This is a genomic window from Streptococcus sp. 263_SSPC, from assembly GCF_001071995.1.
Lineage (GTDB): Bacteria > Bacillota > Bacilli > Lactobacillales > Aerococcaceae > Granulicatella.
The window spans coordinates 1-17,276 of sequence record NZ_JVNU01000027.1 but is presented as its reverse complement, the minus strand read 5'-3'; the positions used below and the strand labels follow the sequence as shown (position 1 = coordinate 17,276).

At 37.4% G+C, this 17,276-nt stretch carries 17 protein-coding genes; 16 read left to right on the top strand and 1 reads right to left on the bottom strand.

Annotated features, from left to right (window positions below):
- Positions 1-2 precede the first annotated feature (2 nt).
- From ADH02_RS03370 to ADH02_RS03350, 5 genes are read left to right on the top strand one after another with little or no spacing between them, the layout of a single operon-like run.
- Entirely contained in the window at positions 3-1,826 is a 1,824-nt protein-coding gene (locus ADH02_RS03370; RefSeq protein ID WP_048782612.1) for an acyltransferase family protein, read from the top strand.
- A 1-nt stretch (position 1,827) separates the two neighbouring features.
- Positions 1,828-2,772: a ribonuclease Z gene (gene rnz / locus ADH02_RS03365; RefSeq protein ID WP_048782610.1), complete on the top strand. Its 945-nt coding sequence runs from the start codon at positions 1,828-1,830 to the stop codon at positions 2,770-2,772.
- Positions 2,759-3,556 (top strand): SDR family NAD(P)-dependent oxidoreductase, encoded by a 798-nt coding sequence (locus ADH02_RS03360; RefSeq protein WP_048782608.1) that lies wholly within the window; start codon positions 2,759-2,761, stop codon positions 3,554-3,556. Before rnz ends, ADH02_RS03360 begins: the two co-directional genes overlap by 14 nt.
- 12 nt (positions 3,557-3,568) lie before the next feature.
- Positions 3,569-5,893 (top strand): single-stranded-DNA-specific exonuclease RecJ, encoded by a 2,325-nt coding sequence (gene recJ / locus ADH02_RS03355; protein WP_048782606.1) that lies wholly within the window; start codon positions 3,569-3,571, stop codon positions 5,891-5,893.
- Between the two features lie 15 nt (positions 5,894-5,908).
- Complete coding sequence (locus tag ADH02_RS03350) at positions 5,909-6,436, top strand: adenine phosphoribosyltransferase (protein ID WP_048711246.1); 528 nt, start codon at positions 5,909-5,911, stop codon at positions 6,434-6,436.
- A gap of 48 nt (positions 6,437-6,484) precedes the next feature.
- Here the strand turns inward: ADH02_RS03350 and ADH02_RS03345 are convergent, their stop codons facing one another.
- Positions 6,485-7,765, bottom strand: coding sequence for a hydroxymethylglutaryl-CoA reductase, degradative (locus ADH02_RS03345; protein ID WP_048782604.1), 1,281 nt, complete (start codon positions 7,763-7,765; stop codon positions 6,485-6,487).
- Positions 7,766-7,881: 116 nt separating this feature from the next.
- Here ADH02_RS03345 and ADH02_RS03340 point away from each other — a divergent pair, with 116 nt between their 5' ends.
- The 11 genes from ADH02_RS03340 to ADH02_RS03290 all read left to right on the top strand — a co-directional run bounded on the left by ADH02_RS03340 (position 7,882) and on the right by ADH02_RS03290 (position 17,242).
- Positions 7,882-8,472, top strand: coding sequence for an immunity protein Imm33 domain-containing protein (locus ADH02_RS03340; RefSeq protein ID WP_239681725.1), 591 nt, complete (start codon positions 7,882-7,884; stop codon positions 8,470-8,472).
- A gap of 21 nt (positions 8,473-8,493) precedes the next feature.
- Positions 8,494-9,237 (top strand): acyl-[acyl-carrier-protein] thioesterase, encoded by a 744-nt coding sequence (locus ADH02_RS03335; protein ID WP_239681724.1) that lies wholly within the window; start codon positions 8,494-8,496, stop codon positions 9,235-9,237.
- 206 nt (positions 9,238-9,443) lie between these two features.
- Entirely contained in the window at positions 9,444-10,055 is a 612-nt protein-coding gene (gene rpsD / locus ADH02_RS03330) for a 30S ribosomal protein S4 (RefSeq protein ID WP_005605618.1), read from the top strand.
- A 111-nt stretch (positions 10,056-10,166) separates the two neighbouring features.
- Entirely contained in the window at positions 10,167-10,583 is a 417-nt protein-coding gene (locus ADH02_RS03325) for a GNAT family N-acetyltransferase (protein WP_048782600.1), read from the top strand.
- 70 nt (positions 10,584-10,653) lie between these two features.
- On the top strand, positions 10,654-10,953 hold the full coding sequence (locus tag ADH02_RS03320) for a HesB/YadR/YfhF family protein (protein ID WP_048782598.1): 300 nt from the start codon (positions 10,654-10,656) through the stop codon (positions 10,951-10,953).
- Positions 10,954-11,068: 115 nt separating this feature from the next.
- Positions 11,069-12,214 carry a tRNA guanosine(34) transglycosylase Tgt gene (gene tgt / locus ADH02_RS03315; RefSeq protein ID WP_048710024.1) on the top strand — a complete coding sequence of 382 codons (1,146 nt, stop codon included), beginning with the start codon at positions 11,069-11,071 and terminating at the stop codon, positions 12,212-12,214.
- Between the two features lie 67 nt (positions 12,215-12,281).
- Positions 12,282-12,599 (top strand): preprotein translocase subunit YajC, encoded by a 318-nt coding sequence (yajC, locus tag ADH02_RS03310; protein WP_048782595.1) that lies wholly within the window; start codon positions 12,282-12,284, stop codon positions 12,597-12,599.
- Positions 12,600-12,602: 3 nt separating this feature from the next.
- Complete coding sequence (locus ADH02_RS03305; RefSeq protein ID WP_048782593.1) at positions 12,603-12,878, top strand: post-transcriptional regulator; 276 nt, start codon at positions 12,603-12,605, stop codon at positions 12,876-12,878.
- Between the two features lie 265 nt (positions 12,879-13,143).
- Positions 13,144-15,777 carry a bifunctional acetaldehyde-CoA/alcohol dehydrogenase gene (gene adhE, locus ADH02_RS03300; RefSeq protein ID WP_048782591.1) on the top strand — a complete coding sequence of 878 codons (2,634 nt, stop codon included), beginning with the start codon at positions 13,144-13,146 and terminating at the stop codon, positions 15,775-15,777.
- Positions 15,778-15,857: 80 nt separating this feature from the next.
- A complete protein-coding gene (locus tag ADH02_RS03295; RefSeq protein ID WP_048782316.1) occupies positions 15,858-16,412 on the top strand; it encodes a helix-turn-helix domain-containing protein in 555 nt (184 codons plus the stop codon).
- On the top strand, positions 16,391-17,242 hold the full coding sequence (locus tag ADH02_RS03290) for an IS3 family transposase (RefSeq protein WP_239681719.1): 852 nt from the start codon (positions 16,391-16,393) through the stop codon (positions 17,240-17,242). The genes ADH02_RS03295 and ADH02_RS03290 overlap by 22 nt, the downstream gene beginning before the upstream one ends.
- Positions 17,243-17,276 lie beyond the last annotated feature (34 nt).

The following is a 17,276-nucleotide window of genomic DNA, read 5'->3' as shown; positions in this document are numbered from 1 at the left end:
ATATGATTGATAGAAGTGAGATGGAAAAACGTTTTTACGTATCTTCATTTGACGGGCTAAGAGCGATAGGAATCCTTAGTATCATTATTTATCACCTGTATTCTTATCGCTTGCCGGGTGGATTTCTTGGATTGGACATCTTCCTCATTTTAGCGGGTTACTTTATGACAAACCGTTTAATGACAAGTTTGATGAACGATGGAAAGATTCCTTTGAAGCAGTTTTTATTAAAACGACTAGCACGTATTGCGCTTCCTTTAATTGCAATGCTCGTTCTAGTGTTCATTTATATTACACTGTTTCAAAATGAGATGTTGGTGAACTTAAGAGGGTCATTTACTTCCAGTCTTATATTTCTAAATAACTGGTGGCAGATTTTCCAAGCACAAACGTTTATTCCAAACTTATTAACGGAAAATCCATTTGAACACTTATGGTATATTTCATTGGCCTTTCAGTTTTACTTATTGTGGCCGATTGTGTTTGCCTTCTTAAGTTTATTCCTTAAGAAGCATAATTCATTATTTGTAGCTATCGTGGTGTTAGCTACGGCTTCGTTTGGATTAATGCTTTTTAGTTATAAAGGGGCAGACTCATTGACGTATGTCACAATGAGCACAGGGACTCGATTGTTCTCAATGCTGATCGGTTCATGTACGGCATTGCTATATCCCTTAGATCGTTTCCAAAAGGAACATAAATCTAGAGTGCCATATGAGCAATATTTAAGATTAATTCCAATCGTGTTAATGTTCATCTTGTTATTTACACTTGGGCGTAACGAAGATATTACGTATCGTGGGGGAATGCTGCTTTTTGACTTAACAGTGGCTGCTGTTATTTTGATGAGCTTGCATCCTAAAGTAGGAACGGGGATTTTATTCCGTTTCAAACCATTAACCGTCATTGGTCGTAGAAGTTTATCTTATTATTTATGGTTCTTACCAATTATTGTGTTATACCAAGCAAAAATGGGGATTGCTGGTTCAAGTAATTTAATTCACGGCATCATCCAATTGGTACTCATTCTTTTCTTTGGTGAAGTTTGGTATCAAGTATTCGAGAAGAGACGTTATCTTCAAATAGTCCGTAAATTGATGGGGCTATTGAATGAAAAAACAGCTTATGGAAAACAAATTTTATTTGGAATCTGTGCAGTACCACTCATCATTTTAGCGGTAGGGCTCGTACAGTCTACAAGTAAACTATCTGAACAAGAGGCCACTCTTACAGAATTAATCCATACGAACCAAACAATTGTGGATAACACACAACAAACGGATAAAAAATTATTGAAGACCATTAATAATGTGGTTGGATTAACACGTGAAGAAACAGTCTTTAGTAGTAATAGTTCAATTACCTTTATCGGGGATCAATCGCTTCTTGCAATTGCGAATGAACTAGCAACGATTTATCCAAACGCTGTGATGCATGCAACACCGATTGCACAAGTAACGGATTTATCTTCGACGATTAACGAATTGAAATCGAAGAATCAATTAAATGACATTGTTGTATTAATGTTTGGTGCCAATAGTGCCTTTACAAAAGGACAATTGGAACGTGAATTGAAACGAATCGGTATGGAAAAACAAATCTTCCTCGTGACGACTACAACGTCTAAAACATGGAGAGATGATGTGAATAACGTTTACGAAGCAGTTAGCGAGAAGTATTCGAATGTTCATGTTCTTGACTGGAATGAATATTCAAAAGATCAAGATTGGTTCTATTCACATAAATCATATGTAACAGAAGTAGGGGCTCATGAAGAAGCACTCTTCTTTGCGAAAAAAATTTATGAAACATTGAGAGGAAATTAAAATGGAATTGCAATTTCTAGGTACAGGTGCTGGCGTGCCTTCTAAAATGAGAAACGTCACTTCAATTGCATTAAAGCTTCTCGATGAGATTAATGAAGTGTGGTTATTCGATTGCGGAGAAGCTACACAGCAACAAATTTTAAATACAAATATTCGTCCAGGAAAAATCAAGAAGATTTTCATTACACATATGCACGGAGATCATATCTTTGGGTTACCTGGACTACTGACTAGTCGTTCTTTTCAAGGAGGAGAAGATGATTTAACCCTCTATGGTCCTAAAGGAATTAAGAACTTTATCGACACGACGATTCAAGCTTCTTGTTCTAAATTAGGATATCCTTTAAAAGTAGTTGAATTTGAAAAAGAAGGTCTTCTTTTCGAAGATAAACATTTTAAAGTAGAAATGAAGCGACTCGAACATGGGATTCCTTCATATGGATTCCGTGTGACAGAAAAGGATCAACCAGGCGAACTGCAAGCAGACCGTCTAAAAGAGTTAGGAATTCCTTTTGGGCCACTCTTTGGTAAGTTGAAAAAAGGTGAGACGATTACTCTAGAAGATGGAACTGTCGTGAATGGAAAAGATTATATTTCTCCGGATATTAAAGGACGAGTTGTGACCATTTGCGGGGATACTCGTAAATGTGAAGCTAGTGAAATCTTAGCCTATCGTTCGGACGTTCTCGTTCACGAGGCGACTTACGAAGGAGATAAAGGGCAACAAGCCTATCGCCATTTCCATTCAACAAGTCTTCAAGCGGCTGAAGTTGCTAAAAATGCTGAAGTGAAGCGACTTTTATTAACGCATATCAGTGCTCGCTATCTTGGGAAACAATCCCAAGACTTAGAAGACGAGGCTAAAAAGATTTTTGATAATGTTCAAGTTGTCAAAGACTTCGACATTGTGACTGTTGAAAGGATTAAACATCATGAAGGATGCTAAATGGTTTACAAATCAAGTAGCTCTTGTGACCGGAGCTAGTGGTGGGCTTGGCGCACAAATCGCATTGGAATTAGCTAAAAGAGATGTGCAACTGATTCTTGTGGCTCGAAACACTACTAAACTAGAACAAGTAGCTGCGGAGTGCAAATTGAACACGTCTAAACCTGTCGATATTTATTCGTGTGATTTAACCGATGATGCGTCTGTTCAAGAATTATTAGCAACTCTTGATGAAGCATACAAAATTACGATGGTCATCAACAATGCTGGCCTTGGCTACCTTAAATTAGCTAAAGACTTAAGTGAATCTGAGATTAATCAAATGCTTCAGTTAAACTTGAATACATTAATTAAAATCACTCAGCATTTTGTACCTAGGTTTATTGAAGATAAGGGCGGAGTAATTGTGAATATCGCTTCTCAAGCTGGAAAATCGGCAACGGTAAAATCATCCGTTTATTCAGCAACTAAATTTGGAGTATTAGGGTATTCGAATGCACTTCGTTTGGAATTAAAACCTTATGGTATCCATGTGATGACTGTAAATCCTGGTCCGATTGCGACAGACTTCTTTGATAAAGCCGAGCCAACTGGAAAATACTTAGAGCAATTAGGCGCTGTAGTATTAGATCCAGCGAAGGTAGCAGGAGAAGTTGTTAAAGGAATTGAAAAAGAAAAACGTGAAGTGAATTTGCCAAAAGCAATGAACTTTGCAAGTAAATTAAATGTGTTATTCCCAAAAATAGGAGATAGACTATTAGGGAGTATTTTCAATAAAAAGTAGAGGAGGTGTACGATGAGTTTTGCAAATTATGCATGGAAGTTAAAAGAGAATGTGGATGAAGGACTTGTAACGTCTCTTTCCAGTGAAAGTGGCGTATCTGAAAATCTCGTTCGCTTATGTGTGGAACGTGGGATTCAAACAGCAGAAGAGTTGCAAGAATTTCTTTCGCCAACACCACATCTAATCCACGACCCATTCCTATTACATGATATGGATAAAGCGGTAGGGCGAATTCAAGAAGCCATTGAAAATGGTGAATTGATTCATATATATGGCGACTATGATGCTGACGGAATTACAAGTACAACGATTCTCTACGAAACTCTTGAAATGCTAGGAGCTCAAGTATCGTACTATTTACCGAATCGCTTTACAGATGGCTATGGCCCAAATATTCCAGCATTTAAGCGCGCACTTGAAGAAGGCCATACGCTTATTATTACTGTAGACTGTGGGATTGCAGCGCATGAACCAATTCGCTATGCGATGGAGAATGGCTGTGATGTGATTTTAACGGATCACCATGAAATTCCAAGTGAAATTCCAGAAGCTTATGCAGTTGTCCATCCACGTCATCCAGAGGCAAACTACCCATGTGGAGACTTATCTGGTGCTGGAGTAGCTTTTAAGCTTGCTCATGCGCTTCTAGGAGAGTTTCCAGAGGAAATGGTAGAATTAGCTGCTATTGGAACGATTGCGGACTTAGTGAGCCTTACAGACGAAAATAGAACGATTGCTAAACTAGGAATTGCTCAAATGAAACAAACACAGCGTATTGGGCTTGTGACACTCATTGAGAAGTTATCCGTTAAAGTGGATAAATTAGATGAAAAGACGATTGGTTTCCAAATCGGACCGCGTTTAAATGCGCTAGGTCGCCTTGGAGATGCCACTCCAGGAGTTCAATTGCTGACAACATTTGACGATGAAGAAGCACAAAGTATTGTTGATTTCATGCAATCAGAAAACGAAAGACGTCAAGCTATCGTAAATCAAATCGTCGAAGAAGCCACTCCGATCATTCAAGAACAGATGAATCAACCACTCCTTGTGTTAGCTCAACCAGGTTGGCATGAAGGCGTTCTTGGAATTGTAGCGAGTCGAATCGTTGAACAGACAGGAAAACCAACCATCGTTTTAGGAATAAGTGGAGACGGCTTAACAGCAAAAGGTAGCGGTCGTTCATTTGGAGAATTTAATCTCTATGATGCGTTAACTAGTGTGAAAGATCATCTTCTAAAATTCGGTGGACATCATATGGCTGCTGGATTGACAGTTGAAACGATTATGCTTCCAACGATTATCGAGGGACTAGAACAATACGCGAAAGACCATCGAGACTTATTAGATGCGAAGGCTACGTTAACGATTGATGAAGTTCTTTCATTAAAAGACATTACAGTTGATTGGATTGAATCATTAGCCAGTTTAAAACCTTTTGGTACGGATAACCCAGAACCAGTCGTTTCTGTAGAAGGGATTCAAGTAGCTTCGACTCAATTACTCGGTGCGGATAAACAGCACTTGAAACTTAATTTGAAAGAGTCCAATTCTTCAAACACACTTCAAGCGATGGCCTTTAGTAAAGGAGAATGGGCAGCTTCTCTTCAACCAGATACGAAGATTAGTATTGCTGGTACTTTAGAGATTAATGATTGGCAAAATAATCGCCTCCCTCAATTATTGGTAAAAGATATCGCTGTTAAAGGTAGAGTCGTTATCGACTGGCGTACTTCTAAGATTACAAAAGATCATCTAGCTGTTGACAATGCACTTTATCTAGCAACAAACGAAGTGTTCTTGAAGGAGCTAGAAACAAGAATTCCAAGTACTTCAAGCGTGATGGATTTTGCATCCTTTGTAGCTGCAAACGAAATCCCAACTGCTAAAGCAATTGTTTTATTCGACCTACCAGAAAAGATGGACGAAGTGGAAGCCTTCTTTAAAATAGAATGGCCACAACCGCTTTATGTCATCGCGTATACGAAGAATTCAGTTGTGACAACTGGGATTCCAGATAAGCCTAAATTTGGTAGTGTGTATAAATATATCCAATCACATGGACAAATTCCTTACAATGAAAAACTAGTTTCGGTTGCTGGATTCCTAAAAATTCCAGTCGAACAATTCCGAGTGATATTAAAAGTGTTTTTTGAGTTGGAATTTGTTAAAATAGTAGATGGACATTTAATGATTAACGAAAGTCCAAAAACAAATGACTTAGAAGAGTCAACCTTATTGAAAAAGTTAAATGAACAAATGTTGCTTGAAAAGAAATTCAACTATAGCCAGTTCCAAGAACTAAAAAGTTGGATGGACTCACAACAAGGTAAATAAAAGGAGGAGTTCTCAATGAACTTGAAAGAATATATTGCTAGTGTTCCAAACTATCCTAAAGAGGGTATTATTTTCCGTGATATTTCACCATTAATGGCTAACGGTAAAGCATACCAATACGCAACACAACAAATCGTTGACTATGCACGTAAAATTGGTGCTGAAATGATTGTTGGACCTGAAGCACGTGGATTTATCGTTGGATGTCCCGTAGCGTACGAATTAGGAATTGGTTTTGCGCCAGCTCGTAAAAAAGGAAAATTACCTCGTGAAACAGTGGCTGTTGAATATGATTTAGAATATGGTTCAGCAGAGTTACACTTACACAAAGATGCTGTAAAACCTGGCCAAAAAGTTCTTATCTGTGACGACTTATTAGCAACAGGTGGAACAATGGCTGCCGCTGCAAAATTAGTTGAAAAACTTGGCGGTGAAGTAGTTGGGTTAGCGTTCTTAGTAGAGTTAACAGACTTGAAAGGTCGCGAAAAAATTAGCGAATATGACATCTTCACATTAATGGAATATACTGAAGACGAAAGATAATCTAAATAAAGAAGACTTCCTTAGCATAGGGCTAGGGAAGTCTATTTTTTATTTTCTTAATTCTTCTAATAAAGATTTTGCAGTTTCTTGATTTAGGTGTGGGGCTTTAGCGAGTAAGTTCATCAGAAGTGGAAGTTCTTCTTCTGTTGCGCCAACAGCAAGTCCCAATGATTTGGCTTGGAGTCGCATATGTCCTTTTTGAATGCCGTCAGTCACAAGAGCTCGTACAGCAGCAAGGTTTTGCGCTAAACCAGTCGAGGCAATAATTCCAGCTAATTCAATAGCGCTTGGATGACCGAGTAACTCGTGGGCAAACTGTGCGCCTGGATGAATGGAAATAGAACCTCCAACCGTTCCAACAGGAAGTGGAAGAGTGATAGTACCTACTAAGTTTCCAGCTTCATCCTTTGTCCATCTTGTCAGTGGTTGATATTGGCCGTTTAAACTTGCATAAGCGTGAGCACCAGCTTCGATCGCGCGCCAGTCATTTCCGGTAGCGATAACGACAGAATCAATACCATTCATAATACCTTTATTATGCGTTGTTGCACGGTAAGGGTCCGCTTTTGAAAATCCACTTGCTAAAACGATTCGATCTATTACATCTTCACCTTTAGTTGTTCTAGTATCTAAGATTCTTGGTGAGAGGACACATCTAGCTGTCACGACTGAGTTGGTTGCAAGATTTGAGAGAATAGCCATAATACTTTCGCCATCAGTCAATGCTTCAATTGGTGAAACGAGCGCTTCTAGGATGGTGTTCAGCATATTTGCTCCCATCGCTTCCTTTGTATCCACAGAAACGTAGAAAATATAAAATTTTTCTTTGTCAGTAGATTTTTCTTCGACCCATATTTCTCGGATTCCTCCGCCACGTTTCACGATAGAAGGATGAGCATTATTCGCAATCGTAAAGAGCGATTCTCTTTGTTGTTCTAGTTTAGTTTTTACTTCTTCAAGTGTTAGAGGAGATTTTACAATGGCAATTTCTCCAATCATTTCACGCTTTTCTTGAATCGTTGTAGTTCCACCAGCTAAGTTGATTAGTTTTGAGGCATAGCTTGCTGCGGCAATTACAGAAGGTTCTTCCGTTACCATTGGAACAATATAGCTTTTCTCGTTCACGATTAATTCTGGAACGATTCCATACGGAAGGCCGTATACTTCAATTTGATTTTCGACCATTTGGTTAGCAATGGACTCTGGAAGTTCAAGACCTTTTTCGAGTAGTGCTTTAGCTTCGTTCGATAAGTTTGGATGATTTAATAAAGTTTCTTTTCTTTCTTCAAGAGACTTTTGATAAAACTTGTAAAAAGGGTTATTTTGCATCGATGTGCTCCTTTCTTGCTTTCATTCAGTATAACAAATTTTTACAGTTTGCGGGTATGATACAGGTAAATTTTTCGAAAATGAGGTACACTAGTAAACGTGAAAGGAGAGATTTTATGGAATTTATTCGTGAAGTGAATGGTCACCGTCTGATTTTAGTGGCTGATGAAGAGTATCAAAAAGAAGCAGAAGATATGCTTACTTTCGTAGAAGAGTATTTTGAGGAGAATTGGGACGAAGTCGACACTTTAATTCCAATCCATTATGGACAAGTGAAAGTCATTCCAAAAGGGGAAGATTTCCAAGTGGTTGTTCAAAATTACGAACATAAACTACTAGATGAATGGGTTGAAGATTTCTCTTATTTCTTAGATATCATTCGTAAAACGATTCAAACTGGAAAACGTACGAAAACATTAGGACGTTTAATTCCATTCCGCTTTGATGGACCGTTAGTGATTGCGAACCATACGTTTGAAGTGGACGAGTGGTATGCGCATCGTTTTGATGATGAAACTTGGTATATTGCTCCAATTGATCAAACGATTGATCCGCAACCGCTAGAACGAAATCAAGCGTATGAAATCTTTCCAGATTATCCAGAATTATATGAAGTGATGCATTTACCAACAGACTATATTATCTTATTCAAAGGACATGAGATTGTTTCGGTGTTGAATACTGATAGTGTAGATGTGTGGAACTAGTCAATTACGAAAGGATGTACTATGGTAGAATCAATTTGTCACATGAATCATGTTGTGAAGGCGTATGAATGTAATTGGAAAGGAGAGTTATCTCTTAGCCATGTAGTCGGGATTATGATGCTTGCTTCGCGTAAACAAGAACGAGGTCTAGCTCATCCTGATTTGATCTATCAAAAAGGTCTTTCATGGATTGTGATTCAAAACCAATTAACAGTCAATCGTCTTCCTAAATTAGAAGAAGAAATTATTATCGAAACGGAGCCTGTTGGATATAACAAGTTCTTTACGTTCCGTCGTTATACGATTTTGTCTCTAGACGAAGAAGTACTAGTAGACGCATTAACGACTTTCTCAATGATTAATATTGAAGAGAGAAAACTCATCTCACTCGATGAAGAAGTGCTTAGCGAATATCCAATTGAGAATAAAAAAGATACTCGTCGTAATCCAAGAGTTCCTAAAATCGATTTAGAGAATGCAAATGTTCAAACGTATCGCGTTCGTTTAAATGATATCGATTATAATCACCATGTGAATAACGCGAAGTATTTTGACTGGGTAATGGATAGTCTGGGAATGGACTTTATTAAGACTCATTCATTAAAATCAGTTCTTGTAAAATATGATAAGGAAATTCTTCCAGAAGCTACCGTTAAGAGTTTTTATGAAATTCGTGAAACTGAAAACGGAGTTCAAACATTACACCAACTAGAATCAGATGATCAAAAATGTTGCCACTTATCTCTTGAGTGGGAAATTAAATAAAATCCTTGTATTTTCATAGGAAATAGGGTACAATACTTCTTGTGTAAAATATGCAGCAGAAATATAGAAGCTCGTCAACAGTCCTAGCCTTTAGGGTAAGGTAGTAACCGCGGCTGCAAAGGTGAACCCTTGTAGTGACTGCACGAATCGAAGATTTCGCGATTATTTTACTCCAAAAAAATAAACAATTATTGGAGGAATGTTCAATGTCACGTTACACTGGACCAAGCTGGAAGTTATCTCGTCGTTTAGGCATTTCACTTTCAGGAACAGGAAAAGAAATCGCTCGTCGTCCATACGCACCAGGTCAACACGGACCAAACAGCCGTAAAAAATTATCTGAGTATGGTCAACAATTACAAGAAAAACAAAAACTACGTCATATGTATGGTATGAACGAACGTCAATTTGCTACTTTATTCAAAAAAGCTGGCAAAATTAAAGAAGGTAAACATGGTGAAAACTTCATGGTTCTTCTTGAACAACGTTTAGATAACGTAGTATACCGTTTAGGTTTAGCAACTACTCGTCGTCAAGCACGTCAATTAGTTAACCACGGTCACATCACTGTGAACGGTAAACGCGTAGATATCCCTTCATTCCAAGTACAAGTTGGCGATGTTGTGGGTGTTCGTGAAAAATCACGTAACTTAACAATCATTAAAGAAGCTTTAGAAGCTTTATATGGTCGTCCAGAGTTCGTTACTTTCGACGAAGAAAAATTAGAAGGTTCATTAAACCGTCTACCATTACGTGACGAGTTAACTTCTGAAGTTGACGAATCACTAGTCGTTGAATACTATAACAAACTTGGCTAATCTTATTAGACAATTTCAGAACTGGAATTCACTATTGTGGATTCCGGTTTTTTTATTTATAATTTTTGTGAAAGCACATTAAATGATTAGGGGATAAAGAGGTGGAAGAATATGATCCGTACTGTTGAAAACCCAAATATTACTGTAGAAGAAGTACTGCCTTTATACGAAGCAGTAGGATGGACCAATTACACACAAAAACCAGAAATGCTTGAAGCCGCTTATAAAAATTCTCTTCATATAATAGAAGCGTTTAATGATGAAGGAAAACTCGTTGGGATACTGAGAGCCGTTGGAGACGGAGCTTCTATTCTGTTTATTCAAGATATTTTAGTGTACCCCGAATACCAACATCAAGGGATTGGCACAAAATTGTTACAAATGACTCTAGAAAAGTACAAGAATGTGTATCAAATTCAACTAGCAACAGATGATTCAACGAAAACATTTTCTTTTTATGAGTCTAATGGATTCACAAGTTTAACTTCTCTAAATTGCGTTTCATTCATATATACTGGAAAGCGGTGAGCAAACTTTATCGACTTTCTACGATTCTATGATAGAATGAGAGAGTAAATTAGAGGAAAGAGTGGATACAATGCAATTAACAATCGATAAAAGAGCGCAAGCATGGTTTGAAGAAGAAATGGGTGTATCTAAAGAACGTGGTGTTCGTTTCCTAGGAAAGGTATACGGATGCAGTCCGATTCATGAAGGATTCTCACTAGCAGTTGAAGTAGATACTCCAAGCAATCCTTATGTGAGCGTTGTTGAAAATGGGATTACTTATTTTGTAGAAACTGGTGACGAATGGTTCTTCCATGGTCATAATTTAGAAGTAGGCTTTGATGAAAAATTAAAAGAACCAAGTTACAGTTATACAAAAATTGTAGACTAATATTTATATAGAAGAAACAGGGGGTGAGGCTTTTACTTACTCCCGTTTTTATTGGACATTTTTGCCTTTGTAGAGTACAGTTAGGTAGTTATGAAACGAGGAAAGGATTTATAAAATGACAGAACCTGCAGTAAAATATAGACTGATTAAAACTGAAAAACATACAGGCGCTCGTCTTGGAGAAATTATTACACCACATGGTACTTTCCCAACACCAATGTTTATGCCGGTTGGGACACTTGCTACGGTAAAATCAATGTCTCCGGAAGAATTAGATGAAATGGGCGCAAATATCATTTTAAGTAACACCTATCATTTGTGGTTACGTCCTGGTGCGGATATTGTTGATGAAGCTGGTAAATTACATAACTTCATGAACTGGAAGAAAGGGATTCTAACGGATTCAGGTGGATTCCAAGTATTCTCACTAAGTGATATGCGTCGTATTGAAGAGGAAGGAGTTCATTTTAGAAACCATTTAAATGGATCTAAATTATTCCTATCTCCTGAAATCTCAATCGATGTACAAAATAAATTAGGTGCGGATATCATCATGAGCTTTGATGAGTGTCCTGATTTCCACCATACACATGACTACGTGAAAGATTCGATTGCTCGTACGACTCGTTGGGCAGAGCGTGGATTAAAAGCCCATAAATCACCAGATACACAAGCGTTATTTGGGATCTTGCAAGGTGCTGGTTATAAAGACTTACGTATCGCACATGCAAAAGATATGATTTCTCTAGACTTCCCTGGATATTCTATTGGTGGATTATCTGTTGGTGAAACCAAGCAAGAGATGAATGAAGTGTTGGATTATTTAACACCACTCATTCCTTCTAATAAACCTCGTTACTTAATGGGTGTGGGTTCGCCTGACTCATTAATTGACGGCGTTATTCGCGGAGTAGATATGTTTGACTGCGTATTACCAACACGTATTGCTCGTAATGGTACATGTATGACAAGTAGCGGACGTCTTGTAGTGAAGAATGCGAAATACGAACGTGATTTCCGACCTTTAGATGAGAAATGTAATTGCTACACATGCCGTAACTATACACGTGCTTATATTCGTCATTTATTTAAGACAGACGAAACATTCGGATTGCGCTTAACAAGTTATCATAACTTGTACTTCTTATTAAACTTAATGAAACAAGTACGCCAAGCGATTATGGATGATAACTTGCTAGAGTTTAGAGAAGCGTTCTTTGAAGAATATGGATTCAACAAAGAAAATGCTAGAAATTTCTAAAGAATATAGAAATAAAGCGACTTTTTTGATAAAGTAAGAACATAGAAATTGGAAATGAGGTAAGATTATGGATCAAATGACATTATTAATTGCATATGTTGTTGTAGCAGGGGGAGCTTTCTGGTTCTTCGGACGTAAACAACGTCAACGTGCTAAAGAAATTCAAGCACAAAGAGATGCAATGAAAATTGGAGATAGAGTAGTTACAATCGGTGGATTACACGGTGAAATCTACAATATTGATACTGTAAATCATACAGTTGACCTTGATTGCGAAGGAGTTATCCTTACATTTGAACGCGCTGCTATTCACCACGTAGTTACAGAATCTGCTGCAACAAATAATGAAGTTTATACTGATGAAGTTGCAACTGAAGAAGAGTAGTCGATGGATAAAGAGAGTTTAAAAAATCAATTTAAAACTTGGTTGTATTATAAAGTCAGCGAGTTTAATGACTTAGGCTATACAACAATTGAAACGGAAGACCTCGCACATTACTTTGCAGACTACCGTTGGAAGAAGAACCTTCCTGACAATCTGTTTGAACAAATCTTTCAGATTAATCAATTAAATATTAATGAGTACTTTGATTTTGAATCTTTAGAAGCGCAAACTAATAAAGAAATCACACTTGAAGATATTAATTTAAGTGAATTATTTTAAAGTTAAGAAGCTAGCAATTGTCTAGCTTCTTTTTTTACTTTAAAAAGAATGTAAAGGATTACAAATATATCGCGAAAAGTATTGATATTTTGGGAATAATGGTTAGAATGGAGATATAGGTTAGGAATAAATTATGAAAGGAGAAATGAAAATGAATGAATCTGTTTTCAAAGGAAAATTTTTCGTTGAAAATAGTTTACATTTTTACAAAAATAGTGTAAGATAAGAATGTGATAAAAATAACAAACACTGGGGGAAATCACAAGTGAGTGAAGAAAAAAACAACAATCAAGTACAACAAGAAATCAACCGTCTCGTGGAGAATGGGTTGAAAGCCTTAGATGAATTCCGCTTGTTAAATCAAGAACAAGTTGACTACATTGTGGCAAAAGCATCAGTTGCTGCGTTAGACCAACACGGTGTATTAGCACAACATGCAATCGAAGAAACAGGACGTGGGGTTTTCGAAGACAAAGCTACGAAAAACTTATTTGCCTGCGAACACGTGGTGCACAACATGCGTCACACTAAAACAGTTGGCGTTATTTCAGACGATGAAGTAACTGGATTAACATTAATCGCAGAACCAGTAGGGGTTATCTGTGGTATCACACCTACAACAAACCCAACTTCAACTGCAATTTTCAAATCTTTAATTGCATTAAAAACACGTAATCCAATCGTGTTTGCGTTCCATCCATCAGCTCAACAAAGTTCTGCACATGCAGCTCAAATCGTTCGTGATGCAGCAATTGCAGCTGGAGCTCCTGAAAACTGTGTTCAATGGATCGAACACCCATCAATCGAAGCAACTAATGCTTTAATGAACCACGACGGAATTGCTACAATTTTAGCAACTGGTGGTAACGCGATGGTTAAAGCTGCTTACTCTTGCGGTAAACCAGCTCTTGGGGTTGGTGCGGGTAACGTACCAGCTTATGTTGAAAAATCTGCTAACATTCGTCAAGCAGCTCACGATATCGTAATGAGTAAATCATTCGATAATGGTATGGTGTGTGCTTCTGAACAAGCTGCAATCGTTGATAAAGAAATTTACGATGATTTCGTTAAAGAATTGAAGAGCTATCACACTTACTTTGTAAACAAAAAAGAAAAAGCTTTATTAGAAGAATTCTGCTTCGGCGTAAAAGCAAACAGCAAAAACTGTGCTGGTGCTAAATTAAATGCGAACATCGTTGGTAAACCAGCTGCATGGATCGCTGAACAAGCTGGATTCTCAGTTCCAGAAGGAACAAACATTCTTGCTGCAGAATGTAAAGAAGTTGGTGAAAAAGAACCGTTAACACGCGAAAAACTTTCTCCAGTGATTGCAGTACTTAAATCAGAATCTCGCGAAGACGGTATTGAAAAAGCTCGTCAAATGGTTGAATTCCACGGCTTAGGACACTCAGCAGCGATTCATACAGAAGATGCTGAATTAGCGAAAGAATTTGGACGCGTTGTTCGTGCAATTCGTGTTATCTGGAATGCTCCTTCTACTTTTGGTGGTATCGGGGACGTTTATAACGCATTTATCCCATCATTAACATTAGGTTGCGGTTCTTACGGACGTAACTCAGTTGGGGATAACGTAAGTGTTGTAAATCTATTAAATATCAAAAAAGTAGGGAGACGTAGAAATAACATGCAATGGTTTAAAGTTCCATCAAAAATCTATTTCGAACGCGATTCAATTCAATACTTACAAAAAATGAAAAATGTAAGCCGTGTAATGATCGTAACTGACCAAGCAATGGTTAAATTAGGATTCTTACAACGTGTTATTGAACAATTAGAATTACGTCCAAACAAAGTAATTTATGAAGTATTCTCAGACGTAGAACCAGATCCAGACATCACAACAGTAAACCGTGGTGCAGAAATCATGAAGAGCTTCGAGCCAGATACAATCGTTGCACTTGGTGGGGGTTCTGTAATGGATGCTGCGAAAGTAATGTGGATGTTCTATGAACAACCACAAGTGGACTTCCGTGACTTAGTTCAAAAATTCATGGATATCCGTAAACGTGCATTCAAATTCCCAGAGTTAGGCGAACGTGCTAAATATGTTGGTATCCCAACTACATCTGGTACAGGTTCTGAAGTAACACCATTCGCGGTAATTTCAGATAAAGCTAATAACCGTAAATATCCGTTAGCTGACTACTCACTAACACCAACAATTGCGATTGTTGACCCTGCATTAGTTATGACAGTGCCAGACTTTGTAACTGCTGATACTGGTATGGACGTATTAACTCACGCAATCGAAGCGTACACTTCAACACTTGCAAACGACTATACAGATGGTTTAGCATTACAAGCAATCAAATTAGTATTTGAAAACTTAGTAAGCAGTGTGAAAAATGCTGATTTCGTTTCACGCGAAAAAATGCATAACGCTTCTACAATGGCTGGTATGGCATTTGCGAATGCGTTCCTTGGTATGAGCCACTCAATGGCACATAAGATTGGTGGATTCTTCCACACAGTTCACGGACGTACAAATGCGATCTTATTACCATACGTAATCCGTTACAATGGTACTCGTCCTGCAAAAGCAGCTACATGGCCAAAATACAACTACTACCGTGCAGATGAAAAATTCCAAGACATCGCTCGTATGTTAGGATTACCGTCTTCAACTCCTGAGGAAGCAGTAGACGCTTTAGCTAAAGCTGTTTACGAATTAGGGGAAGCTGTAGGTATCGAAATGAACTTCAAAGCACAAGGCGTTAACCACAAAGAATGGTTAGCTACAATCCATGAAATTGCAATGCTTGCTTATGAAGATCAATGTTCACCTGCTAACCCTCGTTTACCAATGGTTGCTGATATGGAAGAAATTCTTGCTGACGCATACTTTGGATATAAAGAACGCCCAGGTCGTATCAAATAATTGATTTTAAATCTAAAGAGTCTTAGGAGTTTTGATATGTACCCCCTTTACTGGACAAACCAGTAAAGGGGGTATTTATTATGCGTTACTCATTCGAATTCAAAATGAAATGTGTCGAATTATATCGGAAAGGAACATGGGTAGAAACTCCTGAAAATGTTATGCAAGAGAGTTTTAGAAGAAAAATATTGAATTGGGATAAAATTGAAAAGATTCATGGTCCTAAAGGATTGGAGCGTGTCAAAAAACAAAGAAATTGGACGGTAGATGAAAAATTGACATTTGTTTTACAGGTTTTAAATGGGAAAGCTCTATCAGAGGTTGCTTTTCCAGCGGGAATAAGTGTCGGATTATTAGGTTCTTGGGTTCACAAGTATAAAACTTATGGATATAATGGTTTAAAGAATAAGAAAAGACGACGACCATTATCTAAGGAGCCTATTATGAATAAAAAAGATGTGCCTGATAACCTTTCAGAATCCGAACGAGAAGAATTAGTTAGATTACGTAAACGAAATGCATATTTAGAAGCTGAAATTGCTGTTATAAAAAAACTGAGAGCCTTGAGAAAAGAACAGGAAGCTGCGCTTCTCAAGGCGAGAAAGCAGCGGTCATCAAAGAATTACGAGAAATAGGATACCAACTAAAACATCTTCTTAAAGCGATGAAAATGGCGAAATCTACTTACTATTTTGAATTGAATAGAGTTGATGCTGTGGCTGAGAAAAATGGTGTTTTATTATCAGAAATCAAAAAAATATTTCATGAAAATAAAGGTAGATATGGCGTAAGAAGAATTTACCAAGAACTTTGCCGGAGAGGTCACGTTGTTAATCATAAAAGAGTTCAACGTCTTATGCATATAAATGGATTGTTTGGAAAACGCCCTAAAGAGAAATACCATTCTTATCAAGGCAATGTTGGGAAAGTTGCTGATAATATTATTAACAGAGATTTTACGGCCGATAGGCCACTTCAAAAATGGAGTACAGATGTATCTCAATTCACTTTTCCTTGGGGAAAATGTTTCTTTTCTCCAATTTTAGATATGTCTACTAATGAAATAATCTCCTATGATCTTTCTCTAAGTCCCAACTTAGAACAGATTCAAAGGATGTTAAATAAAGCTTTCAAAAAATTCCCTAATGTAAATGGATTGATTCTCCATTCTGATCAAGGTTGGCAATATCAACACGCATTTTATCAACAGTCATTAAAAGAACGAGGAATTATTCAATCAATGTCTCGAAAAGGAAATTGTTATGATAATTGCATTATAGAAACGTTTTTCGCCAGAATGAAAAACGAAATGTTCTATGGTTTGGAAAAGCAATATTCTACCTTTAAGGAATTTCAAACGGCAGTTAAAGATTATATAGATTATTACAATAACAAAAGAATTCAAGAAAAAACAAAATGGATGTCCCCTGTTCAATACAGGGAAACATCCATGCGTTCAGCTTAATTATTAATGTGTCCAGGATTCTGGGTACATATCA